Here is a 21,720-nt window from a genome sequence, read left to right on the forward strand (position 1 = left end):
CAGGCACTCGCTTTCCGCGGGCGGGCGGGAGCCTCCTCGGCGCGCGCCTGCGGGGTCTCCCATGCCACGCTTTTCCCGCAGGAGTCTCGTACCTTACATTCCAATCAACTGAAACGTTTACTAGATTACCCTTCATGTTTTTTACTGAAATCAACTGGAATTTTTTTTGTCTACAGCTTGAAATACTTAAGTATTTTCACCATTCAGGACGACTTTTACACCTTTACGTTTTTTTACATCATCTTAATGGGACCGACATGGCACTAAGTTAAAATGTTAATGGGTAACGAATAAGAATGGGGGGATTGGCATGAAGGTTGAATTACATTGTCATACGAACGTTTCAGATGGTTCCAGTTCTTTTGAAGAACTATTGGAGGTTGCAAAAAGGGAGAGCATTGGCCATTTAGCGATTACGAATCACGATACAACAATGAGAATGCAGGAGATGGTGGAACGGGGTAAGGAAATGGGAATTGAAATCATCCCCGGTATCGAAGTTTCCGGTTATGACTTTGCAAGAGGAAGGCGTGTACATATTTTGGGCTATTTTGTTGAGCCTGGTCATAAGGCACTTGAGGATCTATGTAATCCACTGATTGAAAAAAGGAATGCAGCTTCTGAAAAAATGGTGGAACGGCTGATTCATGCAGGATATCGAATAACTTGGGATCAGGTATCTAAATTCAGGGGAGGAACCGGCGTTTATAAACAGCATATCATGCTAGCACTAAGGGAATCGGGGTATACGGATTCTATCTATGGAGATTTGTATAAGAAAATCTTCAGTCGCGGCCAAAATGGGGAAGAGCCGGGCATTGCCTTCATTCCTATGGAGTATATGGATGCCATACTGGCTGTGAAGGCGATTCGTGCTGCCGGAGGCGTCCCGGTCCTTGCTCACCCTGGACAATACGGGAGCTTCGAAATTATTCCCGATCTTGTAGAAGCAGGGCTTGAAGGGATTGAAGTTCTTCACCCGCATCATGGTCCTGCAGAAGAGGAAAGAGCGATTTCATATGCAGATCAATATAATCTCATTAAGACAGGAGGTTCGGATTTTCATGGGGATTATGGGGAGAAGACGATTCGGCTTGGCAGTATGAGCCCTGGAACGGAATGTGTGAATGCTTTGAAATTAAGGAAAAAAAGCATGGCCATTAATGATGTGGTATTGAAAAATATCGATCTATGAACAGGAATTTTGCTGAGAGAGCGGCATGCTTACATGCTGGATTTGGAATTTGAAAGGCTGAACATGCAGGATGTTCTATTGAAAAGATTCATAAAATAAGTACTTCCTTTCGTTCTGGTATTTGACCAGGACTTTTTTTTTACAAGAAAATCATGATAGCTTCATATTTTCTCATTACACTGGCAGTAACAAGGAAAAAGGGTATTAGGGAGATCGAATATTTAAAGGGGGATTTCTGTTGGCGGAAAAAAACTTTTTAGTGGATCATTTGATATCTGAAATTAAGAGTGGGACCTTTCAATTGGATAAAAAGTTACCTTCAGAGCATATACTCGCCGATCAATTTAATGTACCAAGAATGGTGGTCAGGAAAGCATATGAACAGCTTCAAGATTTAGGCTTTATCTATTCGAAGCAAGGTAAGGGAAGTTATGTCCAGGAAACCAAGAAACAAATTCCGTTAATACTATCCGGAGATGTCAGTTTCACCGAGAAAATGAAAGAATTCCAGTTTTCCTTTCAAACGAGTACTATTTTTTGCGAAGAAATTTCTTATGATCAGAAGATTTTTCAAAGCCTCGAGGTGGAAAGTGATGACAAGGTCTTTAAAATTGGCAGGCTTAGGTTAATGGACGATTTCCCGATTGCTCTTCATACATCTTTTGTAGCAAAATCAACATTTCCTGAAATAGAAAAGGACGGTCCGGATATGACCTCCATGTTTCAATATTACCGGCAGCGTGGCTTTGTAGAATTCGGATCCAGCAGGAGCACGCTGAATGTGATTTTTCCCACTCTTTTCGAACGGGATATTTTGCAGTGTTCAAGTTTAATTCCACTTTTGCAAGTGCAATCATTATGCCGGGATAAACGGAGTAATCAAGTCCTTGAGCACACGGTCATAATCTATCGGAGCGATTGTTTCACATATGTTATATAAAAACTTCCATTCAAGATATCGATCGAATTCACTAGTAAATGCCCTGAATTCACGAGTAAAAATACGAAACTCACGAGTAAATGTCCCGAATTCACGAGTAAAAGTCCGGAACTCACGAGTAAATGCCCTGAACTCACGAGTGAAGCACGAAATTTGAATAGGCAGGCCCGGCTTTAACAAATTTCATACAAAGATTTACTCTTTCTTAACGTACGTTCACTTGGCAACAAGATACATTGAAGGTGTTAGCTTGAAACCAAAACATTTGGAGGCCAATGGAATGAGAAGAAGGGAAAGAACCGAAATTTTGATTCAAGGCTCTGAGGACATTGCGAAGGAATTTGCCAAGGAAATAGCAATGAAATATAAAGTTACCGTCATTCAAAAGCCAGAGAGTGCCCTTGTGTTGCTAAAGACAAGGGAGACGGCAAAAAAGAGCTTGTTTTATCTAGGGGAAATGCTGGTGACAGAATGCACGGTCCAAATCCAGGATTCAATCGGGATTGGTATCGTTAAGGGACAGCGGGAAGAACTGGCACATAGTTTAGCGATCATTGATGCCGCTTATCAGGCTGATCTTGGCGAAACAAGATTATGGTCACATGTTTTAGAAAATGAGAAGAAGAATATCCAGAAAAATCTTCAAGAGCTTAATCGATCAATCTTAAGAACCAAGGTTAATTTTGAAACAATGGATGTTCAATAAGAGGGGGGAAAGCAATGAATTTGGATGTAGTTCATGATATACAAACTGTTTATAGAAAGCTTGTAACGGCGACTTCAAGACCTGGAACTTTAGTGGTTATGGAAAGGGAAGCCAGGACGTTGGATGTTCAAATGGAATGCTTATCTTCGACCATCCTGCTTGCACGAACGGTACTCGACCCTGAAGTGTCCTTTAAGGTCATTTCAAAGGCGGAGGGGGCGGTGACAAGAATGATTAATCAGCTTACTTATTCAAAGCCTGTCGATTTGCCGGAAGCGGATTTTATTTTTATTTTACATGATGCCTCCGACGAGCAAATAAAGGAAGCATTGAATAAAGCAAAAGTAGGGAATCTATTGAACCCTCATGAATCGGCGATGATCATTCTAGAAGTACCGGATGTAACAAAAGGGGACGCAATGATCCTTTCAGGACCGGGAATTCAAGAGGAATCATTCATGAGCCTCCCGAATGTCTCCGCCTGGCTGGGTGCAAGGAACGAAAAAAACATAGAATTCCCGTTAGGAATCGATCTGTATTTTGTTGATCAACAAGATCGTTTAATAGCTTTGCCGAGAACGACTCAAATCAGAGAAAATGGGGGTGAGGTTATATGGGATATGTTGCAGTAAAGGGCGGAACAAAGGCGATTGAGGAATCCATCAAACGCTTAAAGTATGAACGGGTCAAAAAAGGGACGGCCATAGAGCTGCATAAGATAGAGGCCGGGATGAGAGGGTTGATTGATCAGGTTATGTCGGAAAGCAGTTTGTATGATCAATCACTGGCTGCACTTGCCATTAAACAGGCTGAAGGCAATCCGGAAGAAGCTGTTTTCCTATTGAGGGCCTATCGATCCACTTTGCCGCGAAAACATGTTTCACGAGTGATCAGTTCTGAAAATATGAAAGTGGAACGGCGGATTTCAGCTAGTTTTAAGGATGTACCTGGCGGACAGATTTTAGGTGCCACGACCGATTATACACATCGTTTACTAGATTCGGGGCTGGAAAATGAATCGGATATAAGCATTCAAGATTGGTTACGGGCTTTTCAAGAGGAAGATCATTCAACAGAAAACCAAAACGATTTGGATATGGCTGATTTAAAATCCCTGCCTAAAGTTTTGGATTACTTAAGAAGTGAAGGCTTATTAGCAAGCTGTGAAAATAATGATTTGCAGCCTAGGGATGTTACAAGGAAAAGTCTGGAGTTTCCTTCAATGCGGAGTGAACGCCTGCAAATTTTGACAAGAGGCCAAACAGGTGCAGTGACATCACTTGCTTATGCAGTCATCCGTGGATATGGTGCACTGCACCCGACAGTAGGGGAGCTGCGTGTAGGCAAGCTGCCCGTCCATCTCGATCTCGGCGCCTCTTGTTTCCATGCTGCCAACATGTCTGTGCATGAGCCCAGTAGATTACCGGGTTCATGCCCTCAAGGTTTCCTAATTAAATAAAGTGTCTAACTTTTTGGGTTCACTTCAGACGTGGTCTCTTTATTTGTTTGCAAATCGTTGTCTCGGGCTGATTCTCTAATGATGTCATTGTCATGAAAGGTTTATATAAGGGCGGACTTTATTTCTTGTATCTGTTTGATATGCCTTTGTTCATGTAAGGATAATAACTCAATCCATTGATCCAATGAGAGGTCCCCGAATAGGGGATGCTTGGCTTTCTTTCTATTTAACAAGATATCTGAATCCATATCATAAAGAACCTGTAATAATCGATCCCTTGATTCTGCCAGCAAATCCATAAGGCCCGATAATTGAAATGGGGTTGAAGAGGGTGTAATGACCTCAGGGGATGAGTATTTCCTTGTTCTATCAGTAACGAAGTAAATGTTTTTTTGAATGATATTATTAAAATCCCTTTCCCGAATGCCATTTGCTATAACTTCTGTAAAAACCTGCTCCGTGAGATATAAATGATGGCAAATTTGGGCGATGTTCCATACTTCAGGCACAGGCTTATGGTGGAGCATTTTTTCATCCAACTCCGTAATTTCCTCAATTAACTGTTTTCTTGATTCAAATAGCAAATCATACTCGATATAATTCATGAGAACTCCCCTTTTGTGACACCCCCATATGAAAGCATCACTGAATTTTTTGATATAGGAAAAAACAAAGGGATATCGACTGCATGACAAATGCAAAAAACTACGGAAAAAACACCTGATTTAAAGTGGATGCATGGTGATTGAATGAGTGTGACACAACGTCATTTAGGTAAAATTGTTAATATGATTTCATAGGAAACTGCATTGTATTTGAAGCTTTGATACCCTAATGCCTATGCACAATAGTCAAGTTTATGCCTGCGCTCAGTATGTTAGGCTTCAAAAACAAGAATGCGATGTCTAGGGCTTCATCTTTTGCACCGAAAAATGTAAGTTTAGTGAACCAAGCTTAGTGGATCCAAAAGGGAAGGATTAGCCATTCGGAAAATTCAGAATGGAACATATTGCATTTATCATTACATTAGGACTGCTTTGTTGCAATAAAAAAACAGTAGAAATCTATGCCATCTGCTGTAATTGGGTTAACAGTCGCTCGGGGATCGTCGCTATAGCGGGATATGGGCATTTATCTTAGCTATACATCCGGTACTCTATGAGATTGCTATCATGTTAAAGGGGAAAAACTCTAAGAAGTTGGCAATGAAATTGGTGATATCTGAATTATAGCACAGTTAATATTTCCCTAGAAATGGTTATATGAAAAAAGATGGAAGGTTTCCGCATCGCCTTTTTGCTAATTATATTGGATAGACTGCCAATAAGAAAAGTTGCTAACGCAATGGGAAGCTTATAAACTGAAGGTAGAAAAAATCAACTAGGATGGTGAATGCAATGGCTAAAACAATAGTTGAAAAACTGAATTTACATAAATATGAACGGGTGGCAGTCCTGAATCAGCCAGCCGGGGCGGATTATTTAGCAGAGCTGCCGGATTACGATACAAAGCTTACTGAAAGTGCCTATGATCTTATATTTGCCTTTGTATTGGATTTGGAATCCTTAAAGAGAATCGTGGATAAGGTGATCGAGAAAAATCATTTGAGTAAAAACGGCTATATTTATTTGGCGTACCCGAAGAAGGGGAATAAAGAATATGCTACATATATTCATCGTGATGATCTGATGCAAGGCCTTGGTGCGGATGATGAAGGTTATGTTGGCTCGAGTGACCTGAAGTTTGCCCGTATAGTTGGGTTGGATGACGTCTTTACGGTAGTCGGACTGAAAGAAGATTCGAAAAATAGAAACCGTCCATCTACCAAAGCAAGCCAATCAGTAGATGATTATATCGAAATGATTTCTGAAATTGAGAAAGATTTGCAGGATTCCCCTGATTTGCTTGCGTTCTATCAATCACTTACCCCAGGGTATCGGAAGGATTGGGCCCGTTACGTGTATAGTGCAAAACAAGAGGCAACACAAGTGAAACGGCGCCAGGAAATGAAAATGATTTTAGGAGAAGGTTACAAGAGCAGGGATCTATATCGAAGAAATAAATGAGGGTGGGGAATGTCTTCCATTCTCTTTTTTTCTTGTTCTGTTCATCCTATCAAAAGCATATACTAGACCGAATCCAAACTTAAATCGTAATAATTATGATTTGTGAGGTGGTTAAATATGCTTTTGAAACGCTACACGGGAAACGTGCTGTTATTGATTTTGCTGTTTTTGCTGCTGGCATTCTTTTTTCTAGGCGATGTGTTCATTCCCAAAGCCATTGATTTCTCGGACTACCCGATGCTTCACTCTGTGTTCGTCGTGTTTTTGGGATTGTTTTTAGAATCGATTCCTTTCCTGTTCCTGGGGGCCATTGCTTCATCGTTCATCCAGTTGTTCATCAGTGAAGAAATCATTCAGCGGATGATACCCAAAAGACCCCTGACGGCCATTTTTGCCGCGATAGCGGCGGCGCTGATCATTCCGGTTTGCGAATGTGCAATCATCCCGGTTGTCCGGAGATTGATTCAAAAAGGTGTCCCGGTCCATGCAGGTGTGGTCTTGCTCGTAACAGCCCCAATATTGAATGTCATCGTGTTCGGCTCAACTTACTATGCGTTCCAAAATAATCCGGCCATTCTTTATGGAAGAGTCATTCTCTGTGTCCTGACGGCCATAATCGCAGGCTTATTCATTCATATATTCAGCACTAAAGATGTGGTGAAAGAGGACAAGCTGGAACTGGTACAAGGGCATGAACATGATATTCAGTCCAGTAAATGGACAAGTTTCATTGAACATACTTCGCAGGAATTTTTTATGGTCGGCAGATACTTTATCATCGGGGCCTTGTTTGCCAGTGTATTTCAGGTGTTCATGGATCGGTCCGTAATGGCCGATATTGGTCAGGCACCAATAAAAGGCACGGCGTTGATGATGGGAATTGCGTTTTTGCTTTCACTCTGTTCATCAGCTGATGCATTCGTTGCGGCCTCCTTTTCCCATAGTTTTCTGCCAGGCTCCATACTGGGTTTCCTTGTATTTGGTCCCATGCTGGATCTGAAAAATGTTTTGATCATGATGTCCTGTTTTAAACGGAGGTTCGTCATCACGTATGTCTTGCTTATTTTCGCAGTCGTCTTCAGCCTATGCCTGATTGCAGGCGGATTGATCAGTAAGGGGGGCTTCTGATGAAACGCTTTTTTATCCAAAGACTTGAAGGATTACTGCTGCTTGGATTGGGTCTCATGATCTTTAAATTGTATGTTTCAGGATATTTAACGAAATTGATTGCACCCAAAATGGTTCCATATGCATTGGCCGCACTTTTTGCTTTTTTAGTGATCAGCCTTCTCCGAATGAAAAAACAAAAACAGGGTGAACAACATTGTGATTGCGGATCGAATGGAAAGTCCTCTTCGTCCGCACTGGTCCTGAAATACAGTTTGTTCTTCATTCCGATTCTTCTGGGCTTCATCCTGACCGATTTTACATTAAGCGGGGAAGTGCTGGCGAAAAGGGGGATGGCGAAGCAGCAGACACAGATGGTAAGTTCATATGAATCAGGGAAACATGCGAATGGGGAGCAAATCTCCGTAACCGATGATAATTATTTTGAAGTACTGGATGATTTACTGAACAACCTCGATACGATCGAGGGAAAGGAAATAGAGATTTCGGGGTTCATATACCGTGAGGATACATTTACGAAAAAACAAATGGCCATCTCCCGCCTCTCCATGTCCTGCTGTGTGGTCGATGCGACGTTATACGGATATATGGTAAACGGGAACGTGGAAGGAATGAAGACGAATGATTGGTATACGATTACAGGGACATTAAAAAAAGGAAGCTATAAAGGGGAACCCGTACCGGTGATCGATTTAAAAGAGTCGAAGAAAATAAAGGCACCCGAAGATGCTTATTTATATGAAAATGTACAAATCATTCAGTAGAATTGGAAAACCTGGCAAAAGGAAGTTTTGCCGGGTTTTGGTGCCGAAAGAGGTAAATTGCCAGTGCGAAGGCATCCTTTTCATGTAAAAAGGCCATATATCCCCTCATAAGATACATTCCGCTTGTGTTTACACCGCCGAATGGCAGAAAACGTTGGCGGCGGGAATTCTCTTCAAATTCATATTGAAGGCATACATTGATTTGATGGGCACCTGGTTCTCTGTTATTCATACTATAGGGATAAAGAACAGGAAGAAGTTATGCCATGTATGGGCATGATATGCATGAAGGTGAGTGGAATAGACAGCAGGATAAGTTGATTAACCAGCTTGAAAAGGGGATAAATGGCGAGTATAGTGCATCCAGTGTTATGAGAAATTGGCAGCATTAGCGCCTGATGAAAAACAGAGGAAACAAATCATTGAAATAAGGGAAGATGAAATAAAGCATTTTCAAGCATTCACCCGAATTTACAACAGTTTGACCGGGTTGCAGCCACAGCCTAAAGTGACGGAAACATGCCCGGACTCCTATGCGGCCGGATTGGAATTTGCCGTTCAGGATGAACAGGAAACCGTGGATTTTTATCTGGATGTCGCAGATGGTGAGGCTGATAGAACCATTCGAAAGGCGTTCAGGCGTGCTGCCGCCGATGAACAAAACCATGCCGTTTCGTTTTTGTTTTACTTGGTTAAACTGAGAAGTTGATTCATTCGTAAGGAAAGTTGAAAAAAGCCAGGAAAATAGCCTGGCTTTTTTTACTTTGACAGCTCCTGGTTCATCAATGTAGTACTTTTTCGTTGTCCTGGCGAAATCGTCAAAGAGATGATTCCGCATAAGAGTAATCCGACCCCAATCCATGACATGGGGGCCAAGCTCTCCCCGACAAGGAAGACACCGAGAAGAGCGGCTGTCAGCGGCTCTGCGAGTGATAGCGAAACCGCTGTTGATGAGGGAACGGATAATAGCCCTTTATTAAAAAATAAGTAGGCGGCGGCTGTAGCAAGAAGTCCAAGGTGAAGGCTGACGGCCAGCCCATTCATTGTACCGGTCCAGCTGATATCGAGTATGAATAAAGCGGGTGCCAACAGAAGGGCGCTAAAACTGAAGATGACAGCGGCAGTTGCTTCTGGAGGTTGCTTATCCAGGATTCTTTTACTGACCAGTGTGTATACCGTAAAAGAAGCTCCAGCCCCCAGCGCAAGCAGCGCACCTACTGGATCGATGGTAACTGAACCTTGGTTGGAAAAAAGCAGTAAACATCCGGCAATCGATAAACCTGTGGCAATCCACCAGCTTGTTGATGGCCGTTTTTTACTGAACAGCCATTCAAGGAATCCGGCGATGATGGGGGCGCTGCTAAGTGTAATGATGGTGCCGATGGCAATTCCGGTCATGCTGACAGCCATGAAAAATAGCGGCTGGTAACAGGCCATGCCTAACGTGGCTAAGATGGTTTCTTTCATTGGCCAGTTGTACCGCGTTAATTTTTTTTGCCAGATTGCAATGAGCAATAAAGCGGCCCCGCCGACTGCCAGGCGGACGGCACCTATTGCAATGGGATGGGCTCCATCGGGGGCGAATGACTGGGCTGTTCCGGTCGTTCCCCACAGCATTGCACCAAGGATGACGAGTAAATAGGGGTATTTTTCCTTCATGGAAGTTCTCCTGAAATAAAGATTTACTATTCAGACTATATGATTGTACCGATTAAGTCAAAGGGGCCATTTGTTCGGGAGCACGTAACATAGTATAATGGCCTTACCATGGAAGGGTGTAAGGAGGGATAATCTTGTCTTCAGGTAATCGAAACAATCAAATTGGACCGCCGCGGTTTGCTATTGCCATTCACTCTCTGGTTTGGCTCGCACAAAGCGAAAAGCTCCTGACAAGTTCGGCAATCGCCTTAAAGGTGAAGTCACACGCCACTTTTTTAAGAAGGGTGATGGCACAGCTTGCAGCTGCGGGAATTGTCGAAACAAAGGAAGGACGGGAAGGCGGTTATAGTTTGAAGGTGCCTGCATTTCAGCTTACTTTGGCGGATGTGTATCAAGCGGTACGGCCGGAATGTCTTGTTTGTATGGAAACGAGCGAATGCGGTGAGGTCGGGAAACAGCTGGATACGGCTTTGGAGGAGATCATGAACGAAGCCGAAAAGGAAACATTGCTCCTGCTAAAGGGCTATACATTGGAAGAATTCATGAAAAAAGTCGACTTCACCAATTTTGAAAATGAGTGTCTGGGGTAATATCCTTGCAAGAGGATACCCAGGATTATATAATGTGCTTAATGTGATTGCATTTGAAATGAGGAGGTATTTACATGAAGGTGGAAATTTGGTCGGATTATCAATGTCCGTTCTGTTATATAGGAAAGCGTCGATTCGAAGAGGCGTTAAAGCAGTTTGAAAATAAAGATCAGGTAGAGGTTTCATTTCGCAGTTTCGAGTTGAACCCAGAGGCTGAGCGGGATATCAACATGACGCAAAATGAAATGCTGGCCAAGAAATACGGAATGTCTCAAGCGCAGGTGGAAGCGAACAGCCAAAACCTGACTCAACAGGCTAAAGAATTGGGACTCGATTATCATTTGGACAAAGTGGTCTTAACGAATTCGTTTGATGCCCACCGCCTGATGCACTTTGCTGAATCAAAAGGTAAAGAGAAAGAAATGAATGAACGTCTATTTAAAGCTTACTTTACGGAAGGCAAACATATTGGCGATCACGCTACATTGGCTAGTTTGGCTGAAGAGGTTGGCCTTGAAAAGTCCGAGACGGAGTCCATGCTGGCAGGAACGGCATTCACGGCAGAGGTTAGGGGAAATGAGCAAGAAGGAAGCCTGCTTGGTATTACAGGTGTTCCATTCTTCGTCATTAACCGCAAGTATGGAATCTCCGGCGCCCAGCCAACAGAAGCGTTCCTCGATACGCTAAAAAAAGTATGGGCTGAGGAAAATCCGCTTACGATCGTGAATGATCCAGCAACAGGCGGCGCTTGTACGGACGGTTCTTGTAACGTGACGGAAGAATAATGAAGATATGAAGAAGGAGGCCCGAAACTGGGGTCTCCTTTTTTTACTTAAAAAGGAAATGTCATGTATGACAAAGAATATAGTGTACAGGAGGGGTTTTCGAAAAAGTCCGAACTGAAAGGGAGCGAAAAGGTGTATATAATGATTGGAATACTATTCTTCGTGATTGCATGCATAGTAATTGCCAAACTAATATCCTATAAATATTGGACATGTATTTATACAGCATTCGGGAATGAAAATTATTTTAAGGTCGTTGCGAAATTGGAAAGGGAAGGGATTCAATTCAAAACGAAAACGCCTATGAATTTAGGCACTGATAACTTTCATAATCGCCATCAAACCACTCAATATGATGTTTTTGTAAAAAAAGAACAGGAGCATATTGCCCAAAGGGCGATAAACAAGAATTAACAAAAGTTAAATCGTGAAAATAGCTGTACTGATGGTAGCTTTTTTTACTGACTGGGAAGGTAAGATGAGGGAATTGAAGTAGGCCATGTTTTGCTTTTCTGGAAACTCACGAGTATTTGCTCCAAACTCACGAGTAAAAGCCCGAAACTCACGAGTATTTGCTCCAAACCCACGAGTAACAGCCCAAAACTCACGAGTATTTGCTCCACGAGGGTGGGACTTATAAAAAGCAAAGCGCTGCTAATCCATCCTTCCACTGAATTTATATAAGATAAAAGAAAGAAAAAGCATTGATTTTGATATGGAATCCGTTTTTTATAGTTTCGAAGACTGAAAATTTGTATAATGGGTGAGATGGATTTAATTGAATGTACATATAGGAGGGACATGGATGAGTAAGCTTAATGGCAGGACCGTTGCTTTATTGGGGGCGCGGAAGACGGAAGAACTTAGTAAAATCGTTCAAAATCTTGGGGGAGTCCCGGTCGTTCGCCCGGCTCAGGGGACGGTTTTCCTTGATGATTCCCATTTGGAAGAGGATGTCACCCGGTTGATGGCTGGGGAGTTTGATTGGATCATTCTCACGACGGGAGTGGGGACGGAATTATTATATAAAACGGCAGTGAAGATGGAAGCGGGAGATCGTTTCATAGAGGCCTTGCAGTCTATGAAAATTGCAGCTAGGGGCTATAAAACGGTGAATATGCTGAAAAAGCTTGGTCTGCAGCCATTAATCCGTGATGATGATGGCAGTACGGCAGGGCTTGTTCGCAATCTGGAAGGCCATCTGCCAGGAGGTGTAAAGGTCGCTTTGCAGCTTCACGGCGATCCGGCGCCTCTTTTGATGAACTGGTTGGATGAACAAAAAGTGGAACATAAAGAAATCCTGCCATATGAACATATTCCGCCTGAAAAAGAAACGATGCAGCAGCTGATCCAAGAAATCCTTGAAGGCAAAATCGATTCGGTTGTGTTCACGAGTGCACCCCAGCCGCGAAATTTAATGAGATTTGTCCGTGAACAAGGTGTGGAAGATAAGATAATCGGCCTGTTTGCATCAGATGTAATTGCTCTTGCGGTTGGAAAGGTAACGGCGCAGGTGGTGATCGATGAAGGGATCGAGCGGGTCATTTATCCTGAAGATCAACGGATGGGCAGTGCAATGGTGGAGCTAGTGAAATATTATCAGGGAATAGCAAGCAGATAGGGGTGAGTGCGGCATGACCAAGGGCAAGGTCTATTTTGTTGGTGCAGGTCCGGGTGATGTGGGCCTGATTACCGTAAAAGGTCAAAAAGCGATTGAAAAAGCGGACGTCATTTTATATGATAGATTGCTAAATCCCAAGCTGTTGGAGGCTGCCACCTTCGATTGTGAATTGATATATTGTGGCAAGACACCTTATACTACTGGCATCAGCCAAGGGGAAATCAATGAGCTGCTTGTTTCCAAAGCACTGGCAGGGCATCGGGTTGTCCGTTTGAAAGGCGGTGATCCTGCCGTCTTTGGAAGAGTCGGGGAAGAAGCGGAATCGTTGAAAGATGAGGGAATCCCATTCGAAGTCATTCCGGGGGTTACTTCCAGCATTGCTGCATCCATGTACGCAGGAGTCCCCGTCACGCATCGGGATTACGGACGTTCCTTTGCAATGGTGACGGGCCATGACCAAACGAAGAAGGATATAGATTGGAACGGGCTTGTTAAAAGTATAGATACGCTTGCCTTTTATATGGGGGTGGCTAACCTTCCGTATATCCGCGAAAATTTGATCAATCATGGAAAGCCGGGCAACACGCCGGCACTGGTCATTCAATGGGGCACTTATGGAAGACAGGAAAGTGTCGAGGGGACCTTGGATGATATTGTCGAACGGGTAAGTGAAAGGTCGCTAGGCAATCCTGCGATCACCTTGGTCGGGGATATCATTTCACTAAGGGGAAAACTGCAATGGTTCGAAAAGAAGCCGCTATATGGACAACGGTTTTTAGTGGCCCGAACGGGGACGGCAAAGAGTTCCTTGGCGGAAGCCCTGCATGAACTTGGCGGCGAAGTCATCGAGTTTCCTAAATGGCATGCGGCAAAAGTGAAAATAGAAGAAAGTCAGCTGCTCGCTTTTCTTTCGTATGATCGAATTCTCTTCACCTCGCCTGAAAGTGTCCATGGATTCTTGGATTCACTCACTGAACATGCAATTGATTTCCGCCGGATTTCTTCTAAACTATATGTGTTATCAAGGAAATCGAAAAAGGCTTTACAGCAACGGGGTCTGATAGCCGAGCTCAAATCCGAGATGTCGGAAGCCGGAACATTGTTGGTTGTTGGAGATCGAAACAGAGATCAAAGAGATCCGGCACATGGGGACGGAGACTATATACAATCTATCGATAAATTTGTCGATGAAAGATTCCTTGAAATCTTTCCGAGAATGATGGACGGGAAAGCTGTCGGAACGGCACTATTTTCGAATCGGCATTCAGTTGATATGCTGATGCAATATGGGAACAAGGCAGACGTGGATGTTGAAGGGCTGCTAAATCAAGCCTCCATCGGGGTGATCGGGGAAAGTACCGGCAATAGACTTAAAGACTATGGATTTACATCTGATATGATGCCGAAAGAACCGTCTGTCGAACAATTGGTGGATTTGATCGTGAATAGGAATGTTTTTTAGGCTCTGATAAAAACAGGGTCTATTTCCTTTGGGGGGGGCTTCGTTATTCAACTCTTATAAATGTTGTTGGCGTTCAGTGTTATGGCCTATCGTGTTATCATTTAATTACGGGACATCACGGAACATGCGGAAAGTACGAAAAGCACTCACTTACTGTTTTTATTGGCCGGAATGGATGTTTAACATTCAAAGATAGGGGGTGACTTCATGTTAAATATTGGCGATATTTTATGGCAATTATTCTACCTTGCCCTACTTGTTCTGTTATTCGTAATGGTTGTGAAGGCGGTCCGTTTCTTTATAAAGCACATGACAAAAATGAATAACCTGAAAAATAAAAGAGATGAATTAAATGAACGATTGAAAAAGAAGGATAAATGAAGGCGGGTATTAAGGCAGGGATGGATGCTAAATGGATTTGGATGACTTCACCAAATGGACAGTAAGGAATAAAAGTCTTTTATTCCTTCACAGATTGGGTATTATATATACGTGACTTTTCCAGGGAGGCGAAGCAAATGAAACGGACATGGGAATTCGTTTTAAGTATCATAGGCGTGGGTATCGCAGCGATTTTTTTAATCGTCACGATCATGGCGGCCGTTTATCTCAATAGTATCGATTTGAAAGAAATGATGGACTACTCATTAATGACAGATTCTGAGTTTTCCTCGTCTGAGGTAGATATGTCAATCAAGTTGTTCATGGGCATACTATGGGCGGGGATCATATCGCTGTTCATTGCCTTGGCAGGCGGTTTGATCGCTATCTTTCTATTAAAAGGCGGCAAAGCGAAGGGAGCCGGAATCTTATTGATCATTACGGGCATTCTGACGATCTTTCATGTTTGGCCGCTTATCTTCTTCATCATACCGGGTATCATGTGCCTTGTAAGGAAGCCGAGGGAAACGGTGGAAGTGATCGTATGATCCGGCACCATACATAGCGTGATTTGAAAACAAAGGAGCTGTCCCGAAAATGCGGGTAAGCTCCTTTTGTGCTGCAAGGATATTTTAGGGGGATATACCTTTTTATACCTACAATCACCAGTCTACCATGTTACTATTATTATAGATTTAAATATAAATAGACTGGAGTTCGATCGATGAAGATACCTTTAATGAAGGTTGGGGCACTGACCTGTTTAACACTCGGTTTGTTCAATGGACACGCTTTTGCGGAATCTGGAATAACCAATGCGTGTTCATCATTCGGTGAGATTCAACCTAATGAAAATCCTTCCCATAAGCAGATCAACTGCTTACTGACGAATGCGGCAATAGAGGCTGAAATCCCCCCTGAAGTGGTAAAAGCGGTGGCTACGCAGGAAAACGGGGATTGGAGGCAATTCAATGATGATGGAAAACCGATTATATCCGACGATGGCGGTATCGGTCTAATGCAGCTTACAAATAAAAGCGGGTATGACCAGAAAAAACTGGAACATGATATAGTCTACAATATCGGGGCAGGCGTCGAGGTCCTGAGTGGCATGTATCCAAGAAGGGATTTGCCCAAGATCAAAGGTGCAGGACGCAGGGTCATCGAAAACTGGTATTTCCCTGTCATGGCTTACAATGGGACAAAACCGGTGAACAGTCCTCTTTACCAGGAAAACGGGAAAATAAATGCGAATGCCTACCAAGAGGAAGTTTTTGCTGAGATAGAAAACCAAAGTTATTTGAATGATACAAAACTGGCAAAATATCCATTCAAAACAACGGACTTTCAATATGATCGGGACAGCACTGAAAATATCGTCTTTAAAAACCTTGAATACACACTTACAGATCAAACCCATGACTCTGTTTATTGGTTCAAGGCAGGAGACAAAGTGGTGACGACATCCAGCGCGAATATCAGGAAGGAAATAAGCACTACGGCAGGTGCAGTGACCGTTACTCCCAATACAAGATTGATCATCACAGGGAATTTTGACTATCACGAATCTAAGGGAAATAAATTTGTCTTTTACCCGGTACAAACGGAAGACAAGAGTATTAAGGGGTATGTTTCATCAGCTTACATCTCCAATCGGCTATCGATTGTCAAGGATACGAATAAGCCTGTGATTTCAGGGGCTGCCGGTAAATCGATTCCATTCAACTCTACTTTCAATCCTAAAACCGGCGTAAAGGCGAAGGATGATAAAGATGGTGACTTAACGAGTGCCATGCGTGTGGAAGGTAAGGTGGATACCAAGAAAGTGGGCACCTATAATTTGACTTATACGGTAGCTGACAAGGCAGGGAATGTTGCCAAGGCCACAAGGAAAATAACCGTTTATGATCAAGTCAAGCCGGTGATTACAGGTGCCGGGAATAAAACCATCAAACTTAATTCTTCATTCAATCCAAAAACAAACGTGAGTGCCAAGGATAATGCCGATGGCAATTTGACTAGTAAAATCAAAGTGACGGGTACAGTCAATACGAAGAAAAAGGGGACCTATACATTGAAGTATACGGTCACAGATTCATCGAAAAATGCAGCGACAGTCACAAGAAAGATCACGATAGATGGTACCAAGCCAGTCATCTCGGGAGCCAATAGTAAAACCGTTGGCTATTATTCGACATTCAACCCTAAATCAGGCGTATCCGCAAAAGATAATCTTGATGGAACTTTAACAAGTAAGATCAAAATAACAGGGACTGTGAATACGAAGAAAAAAGGCACGTATACTTTAAAGTATACAATCGCGGATTCTTCGAAAAATACTGCGACAGTCACAAGAAAGATTACGGTAGACAGCACCAAGCCGGTCATTTCCGGTGCCAAAAGCAAAACCATTGCCTATAACTCGACATTCAATCCTAAATCAGGTGTATCCGCAAAAGATAATCTTGATGGAACTTTAACAAGTAAGATCAAAATAACAGGGACTGTGAATACGAAGAAAAAAGGCACCTATACATTGACTTACACAGTTACGGATAAATCGAAGAACAAGGCGGAAGTAAAAAGGAAAATCACAGTTAAATAGAAGGCAAGGGATTCCCTAATTAGGGAATCCTTTTTTTAATGTCTCCAATGTGTTTGGCTGAAAGATATGCATATATAATAGTAGAAAGTGTCTTACAGGGTGGAGTGGATATTGATAAAAATGTTATAATTGTAAAAACATGTAACGAAAGTGATCTGAAGGGGGATTGTTTATGGGCAAAGAACACGGGTATGTGAACTGGATGGATCAGATTTTTAAGGAATATGAAAGAGAAGGCGGGTTGAAGAATAATCCTGGCTTTGGAAAACCGCTTCCGGAGTCGGCGCTGTCGGGAAATATATATGATAACTTCTTGACGAAGGCCAAGGATGCCGGCTTCCTTCCGCTTTGGATAAAATGGCAAAAAGAAATTCGGGAAGAGCTACCCGAATTGGTTAGATTGAAAAAAATGAATGGAACTGAATCTGAATTAATGAAATAAATGAGAAAGTCCGTACATATAATGCGATTTGTCCAACCCAAATGCAGCGCAGGGAAATAGAGTTGGAAAGCATCGAAATCCAGTATGAAAAATGGAAGGAATTGATAATGTGTAAAATGTGGGTATTTGTATGACGTGATCATTAAAGGATTATGATATAATGGCATGAATAAAAAACAGAGAGAGGGACTTCGATTGGAAAAAAGAAAAGAAGTTTTTTCATGGATAAAAGCGATATTGATTGCAGTCATTCTAGCTTTTTTAATTCGAACGTATATTTTTGCACCGATTGTCGTGGACGGTGAGTCAATGATGCCGACTCTGCAAGACCACGAAAGAATTGTACTTACTAAGTTTGGAACGAATATCGATAATATAGACCGGTTTGATATTGTCGTTTTTCATGCAACGGTAGATAAAGATTATATAAAAAGGGTTATCGGTCTGCCAGGTGACCATATTGAATATAAAGACGATACGCTTTATATTAATGGGAAAGCTTATGAAGAACCATACTTGGACAAATATAAGAATCAGATGGCATCAGGAGTGCCGTTGACTGAGTCCTTCAAGCTCGAAGATATTACGGGCAGCATGACAGTGCCGGATGACCAGTTGTTCCTTATGGGTGACAATCGCCAAAATAGTTTGGATAGCCGTGAAATCGGCACGATTTCCGTCGATGAAATCGTGGGCAAGGCGAATCTAGTTTATTGGCCGATCAATGAAATAAAGATTGTGAAATAAGAAGAAGCGGACTCAGGTATCGAGTCCGCTTTATTGTTGCCATTTTTCATTTCCGTAAAGGGGGACATTGAATCGCATTGCCAAACAGGTATTTCAACAAAAAACGTGTCCATTCTTCTTTTTTTTCTATTTTTTTTATGAAAATCAACTCATTTGGGTTAAATTAGGTTATCCTATTAAAAAGAAGTAATCACGTTACCCAGGCCCGCATAAGAAAATGGATTACTTTAATAAAGGGTGCTGAGATGGAGTACTTTAGATGGATATAGTAAAAGATTTAATATCAAACTATGGTTATTTTGCGATATATGGACTGCTGGCCATTGGGATAATTGGCTTGCCGGTACCTGATGAGTTCATGATGACTTTTGTCGGCTATCTGTCATCCATTTCCGTTTTGAATGTCCAGGGAGCATTCCTTGTCAGTTTCCTTGGATCGATATCCGGGATGCTTGTCAGTTATTTCATCGGGAAAAAGGTGGGGAAGCCTTTCTTGAGGAAGCATGGTAAGTGGATCAAATTGACCCCCGCGAGGTTGGAAAAATTGGAGAAATGGTTCAATAAATACGGTCCTTGGACCATTATCATAGCCTATTTCATCCCAGGAGTCCGTCACTTCGCCAGTTACATTTCCGGTATGAATGGAATGGGGAAACGAAAGTATTTTATCTTTGCAGGAGCAGGGGCATTCAGCTGGTGTTTGGTATTTACGACTTTTGGCTATTTCATCGGTGTGTTAACTTAACTCATTACAACTTACAAAATTTCTTTATTGAATCAGAAAATCCCGTTTCTGAATTTTAGAAACGGGATTTTCCATTCCTGCTATAATTATTGAGCTGAGTATCCGCCGTCGATGAAAGCCCATTCCGATTTGTGCAGTAAAGGAAGAAATGTTTACAACTGTGCCTTTACCTTCTTTAGCCATGTGAGGAACAACGTGTTTCATTCCAAGGAATGGTCCAAATCCATTGATGCTTAACATTTGCTGCCAATCGGCCAATGTCGTATCGTTAACTCCTTTTTCCAGCTTTCGTCTGAAGATACATCAAGTACGGTTCCATGGACGTTACCCAGTTCATTCATAACAGCTACAGCTTTTCATTGATATCGGCAGCAATGACTTGTGCTCCTTCTTTCGTGAATAGGTCTACCATTTCCCTGCCCATTCCAGATGCTCCGCCGGTGATAATGGCTACTTTATTAGTCAATCTTCCCATCATATCACTCCTGAATAGTTTTATAACGATGAATATATGTTCAAGCATAGTTCAAAAGTTATATGATCAACGAGCAATACTAAAACTCCTTCAAGAATCCGTCAAGCATTTTATTTTCCGGCTTGCGAATTGCCTTTTTCTTGCTGGATAAAAATGCACGGTTCATATGTAAAAAAATGGAATTCCCATAACCCCTGCGGGTTGAAGGCGATATCAATCTTTCAATCTTCAAATTTTGATACGTAAGTTATCAATATCTAATTGGCTTTTACCCGTTCTATTTGAAACGTTTCACAAGTAATCTTGTAGAGGCATCTCTTGCATGTTGGGGAGCACCATAAGTACAATTCTAGTGATTGAAATAGGATACTGCAATCTTTTTATACTTTAAATACAAAGTTTTATAACGCTATTCCAATTCTAACTTTTCAAAACTTTTATGTACATAGGAGGTCATCATTTTATGAATAACAGAGTGTATCTTTCCTTGGCCATCCCGCTTACGATTTCGACGATGAGTACGCCATTGCTCGGTGCGGTGGATACGGCTGTGGTTGGAAAGTTGAGTGATCCCGCTTATATTGGCGGGGTGGCTGTCGGGACGATAATTTTTAATACGATGTATTGGCTTTTTGGTTTTCTCCGGGTCAGTACATCTGCCTTCGCTGCACAAGCGGAGGGGGCAAGGGATGAAAAGCAAACCCTGATGGCCTTGATTCGGCCTTTTTTCATTGCAGCGATCATCGGTCTGCTTTTTATCGTGATCCAAAAGCCCATTTTGAATGTGTCGTTAGGCGCAATCGGTCCGGAATCGGACGTTTCCGCCTTTGCCGCAGATTATTTCGGCATCCGGATATGGGGGGCACCTTTTGCTCTATTGAACTATGTCATCTTAGGCTGGTTAATCGGGAAATCGAGGATAAAAACGTCTTTGTTCATTCAAGTTTTCATGAACGTGCTCAATATAATCTTATGCCTCGTTTTTGTAAATGGCTTTTCATGGTCTGTATCAGGGGTTGCTGCCGCTTCATTGATATCAGAGATTTCCGCTTTTTTACTGGGCTTGTGGGTGATCCGGAAAGCGGTTAACGTACCGGATTCATTTTCATTCCGGGAGGGGTTCGATCGGGCTTCCCTGAAAAAAATGATGGTGGTCAACAGGGATTTATTCATCAGGACCATTTGCCTGATCACGGTTTTCAATCTTTTTACCGCCAAGGGAGCGACTTTCGGGACAGAGACCCTGGCGGCCAATGCCGTACTCATTCAAATCCATTACCTGATGGCCTATTGCTTTGATGGCTTCGCGAATGCGTCGAGTCTTCTGGTCGGGAAGGCGATTGGTTCGAGAGATATAAACCTATATAAAAAAACACTCTCACTATCGGCGCGGTGGGGCTTGTATGCTTCGTTCATGCTTGCCGCAACTTACTATCTTTTCAGCGATGAGGTCATTCTCCTATTCACGGATATTCCCGGCGTCATCGAATTGGCCCATGAATATGGACTTTGGATAGCCCTATTCCCATTCACTGCCTTTATCGGTCTCATTTTTTATGGAGTGTTTACCGGTGCGACTGAAGCCGTTCCAGTAAGGAACTCGATGCTTCTGGCACTAATGGCTTTTCTATTAGTCCAATTCACAGCAGTCAGCAATCATGGCAATCATGGTTTATGGCTTGCATTCCTGGCTTTCAGTTTAGGACGTTCCCTGTTTTTAGCATTATACATCCCAAGACTAAACAGAAAAGTAACAGAGATAATGAATGACGATAGTCTAATGAAATCATCCTCTTTTTAATAAAAGAGGGTGTTTTTTATTTATTTTAGGAATTCCATCGGTAGTTTGATGATAGCAAAAATGCGGGAATACGAAGATTAGGTAGCCACGCTTGGCGAATGGGGTAGTAAAAGTGATAAAATGAAAAATATATATAAAAGAGGAGTTGT

22 protein-coding genes and 3 pseudogenes are annotated in these 21,720 nt (G+C 42.4%); 22 read left to right on the forward strand and 3 right to left on the reverse strand.

Annotation, left to right across the window (positions count from 1 at the left end):
• The 6 genes and pseudogenes from ACIQ0C_RS24930 to ACIQ0C_RS24955 form a co-directional block, all read left to right on the forward strand.
• A partial coding sequence (locus ACIQ0C_RS24930) for a hypothetical protein (RefSeq protein ID WP_403065065.1) occupies positions 1 to 267 on the forward strand: 267 nt, incomplete at its 5' end.
• Between the two features lie 43 nt (positions 268 to 310).
• Positions 311 to 1,195, forward strand: coding sequence for a PHP domain-containing protein (locus tag ACIQ0C_RS24935; protein WP_403065068.1), 885 nt, complete (start codon positions 311 to 313; stop codon positions 1,193 to 1,195).
• Between the two features lie 238 nt (positions 1,196 to 1,433).
• Complete coding sequence (locus tag ACIQ0C_RS24940; RefSeq protein WP_403065071.1) at positions 1,434 to 2,135, forward strand: GntR family transcriptional regulator; 702 nt, start codon at positions 1,434 to 1,436, stop codon at positions 2,133 to 2,135.
• A 280-nt stretch (positions 2,136 to 2,415) separates the two neighbouring features.
• Positions 2,416 to 2,841, forward strand: coding sequence for a phosphonate C-P lyase system protein PhnG (gene phnG, locus ACIQ0C_RS24945; RefSeq protein WP_403065074.1), 426 nt, complete (start codon positions 2,416 to 2,418; stop codon positions 2,839 to 2,841).
• Positions 2,842 to 2,855: 14 nt separating this feature from the next.
• Positions 2,856 to 3,473, forward strand: coding sequence for a phosphonate C-P lyase system protein PhnH (phnH, locus tag ACIQ0C_RS24950; protein ID WP_403065077.1), 618 nt, complete (start codon positions 2,856 to 2,858; stop codon positions 3,471 to 3,473).
• Positions 3,455 to 4,204 (forward strand): annotated as a pseudogene (locus ACIQ0C_RS24955) (carbon-phosphorus lyase complex subunit PhnI); the annotation flags it as partial. The gene phnH and the pseudogene ACIQ0C_RS24955, both read left to right, overlap by 19 nt.
• A 197-nt stretch (positions 4,205 to 4,401) precedes the next feature.
• Here the strand turns inward: ACIQ0C_RS24955 and ACIQ0C_RS24960 are convergent.
• Positions 4,402 to 4,905, reverse strand: a complete 504-nt coding sequence (locus ACIQ0C_RS24960; protein WP_402835377.1) for a DinB family protein — start codon at positions 4,903 to 4,905, stop codon at positions 4,402 to 4,404.
• Between the two features lie 792 nt (positions 4,906 to 5,697).
• Between ACIQ0C_RS24960 and ACIQ0C_RS24965 the strand changes: the two genes are divergently transcribed.
• From ACIQ0C_RS24965 to ACIQ0C_RS24980, 4 genes and pseudogenes are all read left to right on the forward strand, one after another.
• Positions 5,698 to 6,366, forward strand: a complete 669-nt coding sequence (locus tag ACIQ0C_RS24965) for a YdeI/OmpD-associated family protein (RefSeq protein ID WP_403065080.1) — start codon at positions 5,698 to 5,700, stop codon at positions 6,364 to 6,366.
• Between the two features lie 117 nt (positions 6,367 to 6,483).
• The gene (locus tag ACIQ0C_RS24970; protein WP_403065083.1) at positions 6,484 to 7,494 is read left to right on the forward strand and encodes a permease; all 1,011 of its coding nucleotides are present in this window, start codon (positions 6,484 to 6,486) and stop codon (positions 7,492 to 7,494) included.
• Positions 7,494 to 8,258, forward strand: a complete 765-nt coding sequence (locus ACIQ0C_RS24975) for a TIGR03943 family putative permease subunit (RefSeq protein WP_403065086.1) — start codon at positions 7,494 to 7,496, stop codon at positions 8,256 to 8,258. The genes ACIQ0C_RS24970 and ACIQ0C_RS24975 overlap by 1 nt, the downstream gene beginning before the upstream one ends.
• Before the next feature lie 266 nt (positions 8,259 to 8,524).
• Positions 8,525 to 8,967: pseudogene (locus ACIQ0C_RS24980) on the forward strand (ferritin-like domain-containing protein).
• Positions 8,968 to 9,017: 50 nt separating this feature from the next.
• Here ACIQ0C_RS24980 and ACIQ0C_RS24985 read toward each other — a convergent pair.
• Complete coding sequence (locus ACIQ0C_RS24985; RefSeq protein WP_403065089.1) at positions 9,018 to 9,917, reverse strand: DMT family transporter; 900 nt, start codon at positions 9,915 to 9,917, stop codon at positions 9,018 to 9,020.
• A 134-nt stretch (positions 9,918 to 10,051) separates the two neighbouring features.
• On the opposite strand from ACIQ0C_RS24985, the gene ACIQ0C_RS24990 reads away from it, so the two are divergent.
• The 11 genes from ACIQ0C_RS24990 to ACIQ0C_RS25040 all read left to right on the forward strand — a co-directional run bounded on the left by ACIQ0C_RS24990 (position 10,052) and on the right by ACIQ0C_RS25040 (position 19,295).
• Positions 10,052 to 10,507 (forward strand): RrF2 family transcriptional regulator, encoded by a 456-nt coding sequence (locus ACIQ0C_RS24990; RefSeq protein WP_403065092.1) that lies wholly within the window; start codon positions 10,052 to 10,054, stop codon positions 10,505 to 10,507.
• A gap of 74 nt (positions 10,508 to 10,581) precedes the next feature.
• On the forward strand, positions 10,582 to 11,292 hold the full coding sequence (locus ACIQ0C_RS24995) for a DsbA family oxidoreductase (RefSeq protein WP_402835370.1): 711 nt from the start codon (positions 10,582 to 10,584) through the stop codon (positions 11,290 to 11,292).
• 63 nt (positions 11,293 to 11,355) lie between these two features.
• Positions 11,356 to 11,706 carry a hypothetical protein gene (locus ACIQ0C_RS25000; RefSeq protein ID WP_403065095.1) on the forward strand — a complete coding sequence of 117 codons (351 nt, stop codon included), beginning with the start codon at positions 11,356 to 11,358 and terminating at the stop codon, positions 11,704 to 11,706.
• A 391-nt stretch (positions 11,707 to 12,097) separates the two neighbouring features.
• On the forward strand, positions 12,098 to 12,913 hold the full coding sequence (locus ACIQ0C_RS25005) for a uroporphyrinogen-III synthase (RefSeq protein ID WP_403065098.1): 816 nt from the start codon (positions 12,098 to 12,100) through the stop codon (positions 12,911 to 12,913).
• Positions 12,914 to 12,926: 13 nt separating this feature from the next.
• Complete coding sequence (gene cobA / locus ACIQ0C_RS25010; protein ID WP_403065101.1) at positions 12,927 to 14,375, forward strand: uroporphyrinogen-III C-methyltransferase; 1,449 nt, start codon at positions 12,927 to 12,929, stop codon at positions 14,373 to 14,375.
• A gap of 207 nt (positions 14,376 to 14,582) precedes the next feature.
• Positions 14,583 to 14,756, forward strand: coding sequence for a hypothetical protein (locus ACIQ0C_RS25015; RefSeq protein WP_403065104.1), 174 nt, complete (start codon positions 14,583 to 14,585; stop codon positions 14,754 to 14,756).
• Between the two features lie 137 nt (positions 14,757 to 14,893).
• Complete coding sequence (locus ACIQ0C_RS25020; protein WP_403065107.1) at positions 14,894 to 15,304, forward strand: DUF4064 domain-containing protein; 411 nt, start codon at positions 14,894 to 14,896, stop codon at positions 15,302 to 15,304.
• Positions 15,305 to 15,480: 176 nt separating this feature from the next.
• Positions 15,481 to 17,361, forward strand: coding sequence for an immunoglobulin-like domain-containing protein (locus tag ACIQ0C_RS25025; protein ID WP_403065110.1), 1,881 nt, complete (start codon positions 15,481 to 15,483; stop codon positions 17,359 to 17,361).
• Positions 17,362 to 17,533: 172 nt separating this feature from the next.
• Positions 17,534 to 17,803: a DnaJ family domain-containing protein gene (locus ACIQ0C_RS25030; RefSeq protein WP_403065113.1), complete on the forward strand. Its 270-nt coding sequence runs from the start codon at positions 17,534 to 17,536 to the stop codon at positions 17,801 to 17,803.
• A 195-nt stretch (positions 17,804 to 17,998) separates the two neighbouring features.
• Positions 17,999 to 18,550, forward strand: a complete 552-nt coding sequence (gene lepB / locus ACIQ0C_RS25035; RefSeq protein ID WP_202311459.1) for a signal peptidase I — start codon at positions 17,999 to 18,001, stop codon at positions 18,548 to 18,550.
• Positions 18,551 to 18,809: 259 nt separating this feature from the next.
• Entirely contained in the window at positions 18,810 to 19,295 is a 486-nt protein-coding gene (locus ACIQ0C_RS25040; protein WP_328131439.1) for a DedA family protein, read from the forward strand.
• 111 nt (positions 19,296 to 19,406) lie between these two features.
• Here ACIQ0C_RS25040 and ACIQ0C_RS25045 read toward each other — a convergent pair.
• Positions 19,407 to 19,770, reverse strand: a pseudogene (locus tag ACIQ0C_RS25045) (SDR family NAD(P)-dependent oxidoreductase); the annotation flags it as partial.
• A gap of 463 nt (positions 19,771 to 20,233) precedes the next feature.
• Here ACIQ0C_RS25045 and ACIQ0C_RS25050 point away from each other — a divergent pair.
• Positions 20,234 to 21,571, forward strand: a complete 1,338-nt coding sequence (locus ACIQ0C_RS25050) for an MATE family efflux transporter (RefSeq protein WP_403065117.1) — start codon at positions 20,234 to 20,236, stop codon at positions 21,569 to 21,571.
• Positions 21,572 to 21,720 lie beyond the last annotated feature (149 nt).

Source organism: Peribacillus sp. NPDC096448, assembly GCF_044762675.1.
GTDB classification, from domain to species: Bacteria; Bacillota; Bacilli; order Bacillales; family DSM-1321; genus Peribacillus; species Peribacillus frigoritolerans_B.

Excerpts from the sequence above, each read along its gene's own strand:
- ACIQ0C_RS24935 (WP_403065068.1), top strand. The coding sequence starts at position 311 with ATGAAGGTTGAATTACATTGTCATACGAACGTTTCAGATGGTTCCAGT.
- phnG (WP_403065074.1), top strand. The coding sequence starts at position 2,416 with ATGAGAAGAAGGGAAAGAACCGAAATTTTGATTCAAGGCTCTGAGGAC.
- phnH (WP_403065077.1), top strand. The coding sequence starts at position 2,856 with ATGAATTTGGATGTAGTTCATGATATACAAACTGTTTATAGAAAGCTT.
- ACIQ0C_RS24960 (WP_402835377.1), bottom strand. The coding sequence starts at position 4,905 with ATGAATTATATCGAGTATGATTTGCTATTTGAATCAAGAAAACAGTTA.
- ACIQ0C_RS24965 (WP_403065080.1), top strand. The coding sequence starts at position 5,698 with ATGGCTAAAACAATAGTTGAAAAACTGAATTTACATAAATATGAACGG.
- ACIQ0C_RS24970 (WP_403065083.1), top strand. The coding sequence starts at position 6,484 with ATGCTTTTGAAACGCTACACGGGAAACGTGCTGTTATTGATTTTGCTG.
- ACIQ0C_RS24975 (WP_403065086.1), top strand. The coding sequence starts at position 7,494 with ATGAAACGCTTTTTTATCCAAAGACTTGAAGGATTACTGCTGCTTGGA.
- ACIQ0C_RS24985 (WP_403065089.1), bottom strand. The coding sequence starts at position 9,917 with ATGAAGGAAAAATACCCCTATTTACTCGTCATCCTTGGTGCAATGCTG.
- ACIQ0C_RS24995 (WP_402835370.1), top strand. The coding sequence starts at position 10,582 with ATGAAGGTGGAAATTTGGTCGGATTATCAATGTCCGTTCTGTTATATA.
- ACIQ0C_RS25000 (WP_403065095.1), top strand. The coding sequence starts at position 11,356 with ATGTATGACAAAGAATATAGTGTACAGGAGGGGTTTTCGAAAAAGTCC.
- ACIQ0C_RS25005 (WP_403065098.1), top strand. The coding sequence starts at position 12,098 with ATGAGTAAGCTTAATGGCAGGACCGTTGCTTTATTGGGGGCGCGGAAG.
- cobA (WP_403065101.1), top strand. The coding sequence starts at position 12,927 with ATGACCAAGGGCAAGGTCTATTTTGTTGGTGCAGGTCCGGGTGATGTG.
- ACIQ0C_RS25015 (WP_403065104.1), top strand. The coding sequence starts at position 14,583 with ATGTTAAATATTGGCGATATTTTATGGCAATTATTCTACCTTGCCCTA.
- ACIQ0C_RS25020 (WP_403065107.1), top strand. The coding sequence starts at position 14,894 with ATGAAACGGACATGGGAATTCGTTTTAAGTATCATAGGCGTGGGTATC.
- ACIQ0C_RS25025 (WP_403065110.1), top strand. The coding sequence starts at position 15,481 with ATGAAGATACCTTTAATGAAGGTTGGGGCACTGACCTGTTTAACACTC.
- ACIQ0C_RS25030 (WP_403065113.1), top strand. The coding sequence starts at position 17,534 with ATGGGCAAAGAACACGGGTATGTGAACTGGATGGATCAGATTTTTAAG.
- ACIQ0C_RS25040 (WP_328131439.1), top strand. The coding sequence starts at position 18,810 with ATGGATATAGTAAAAGATTTAATATCAAACTATGGTTATTTTGCGATA.
- ACIQ0C_RS25050 (WP_403065117.1), top strand. The coding sequence starts at position 20,234 with ATGAATAACAGAGTGTATCTTTCCTTGGCCATCCCGCTTACGATTTCG.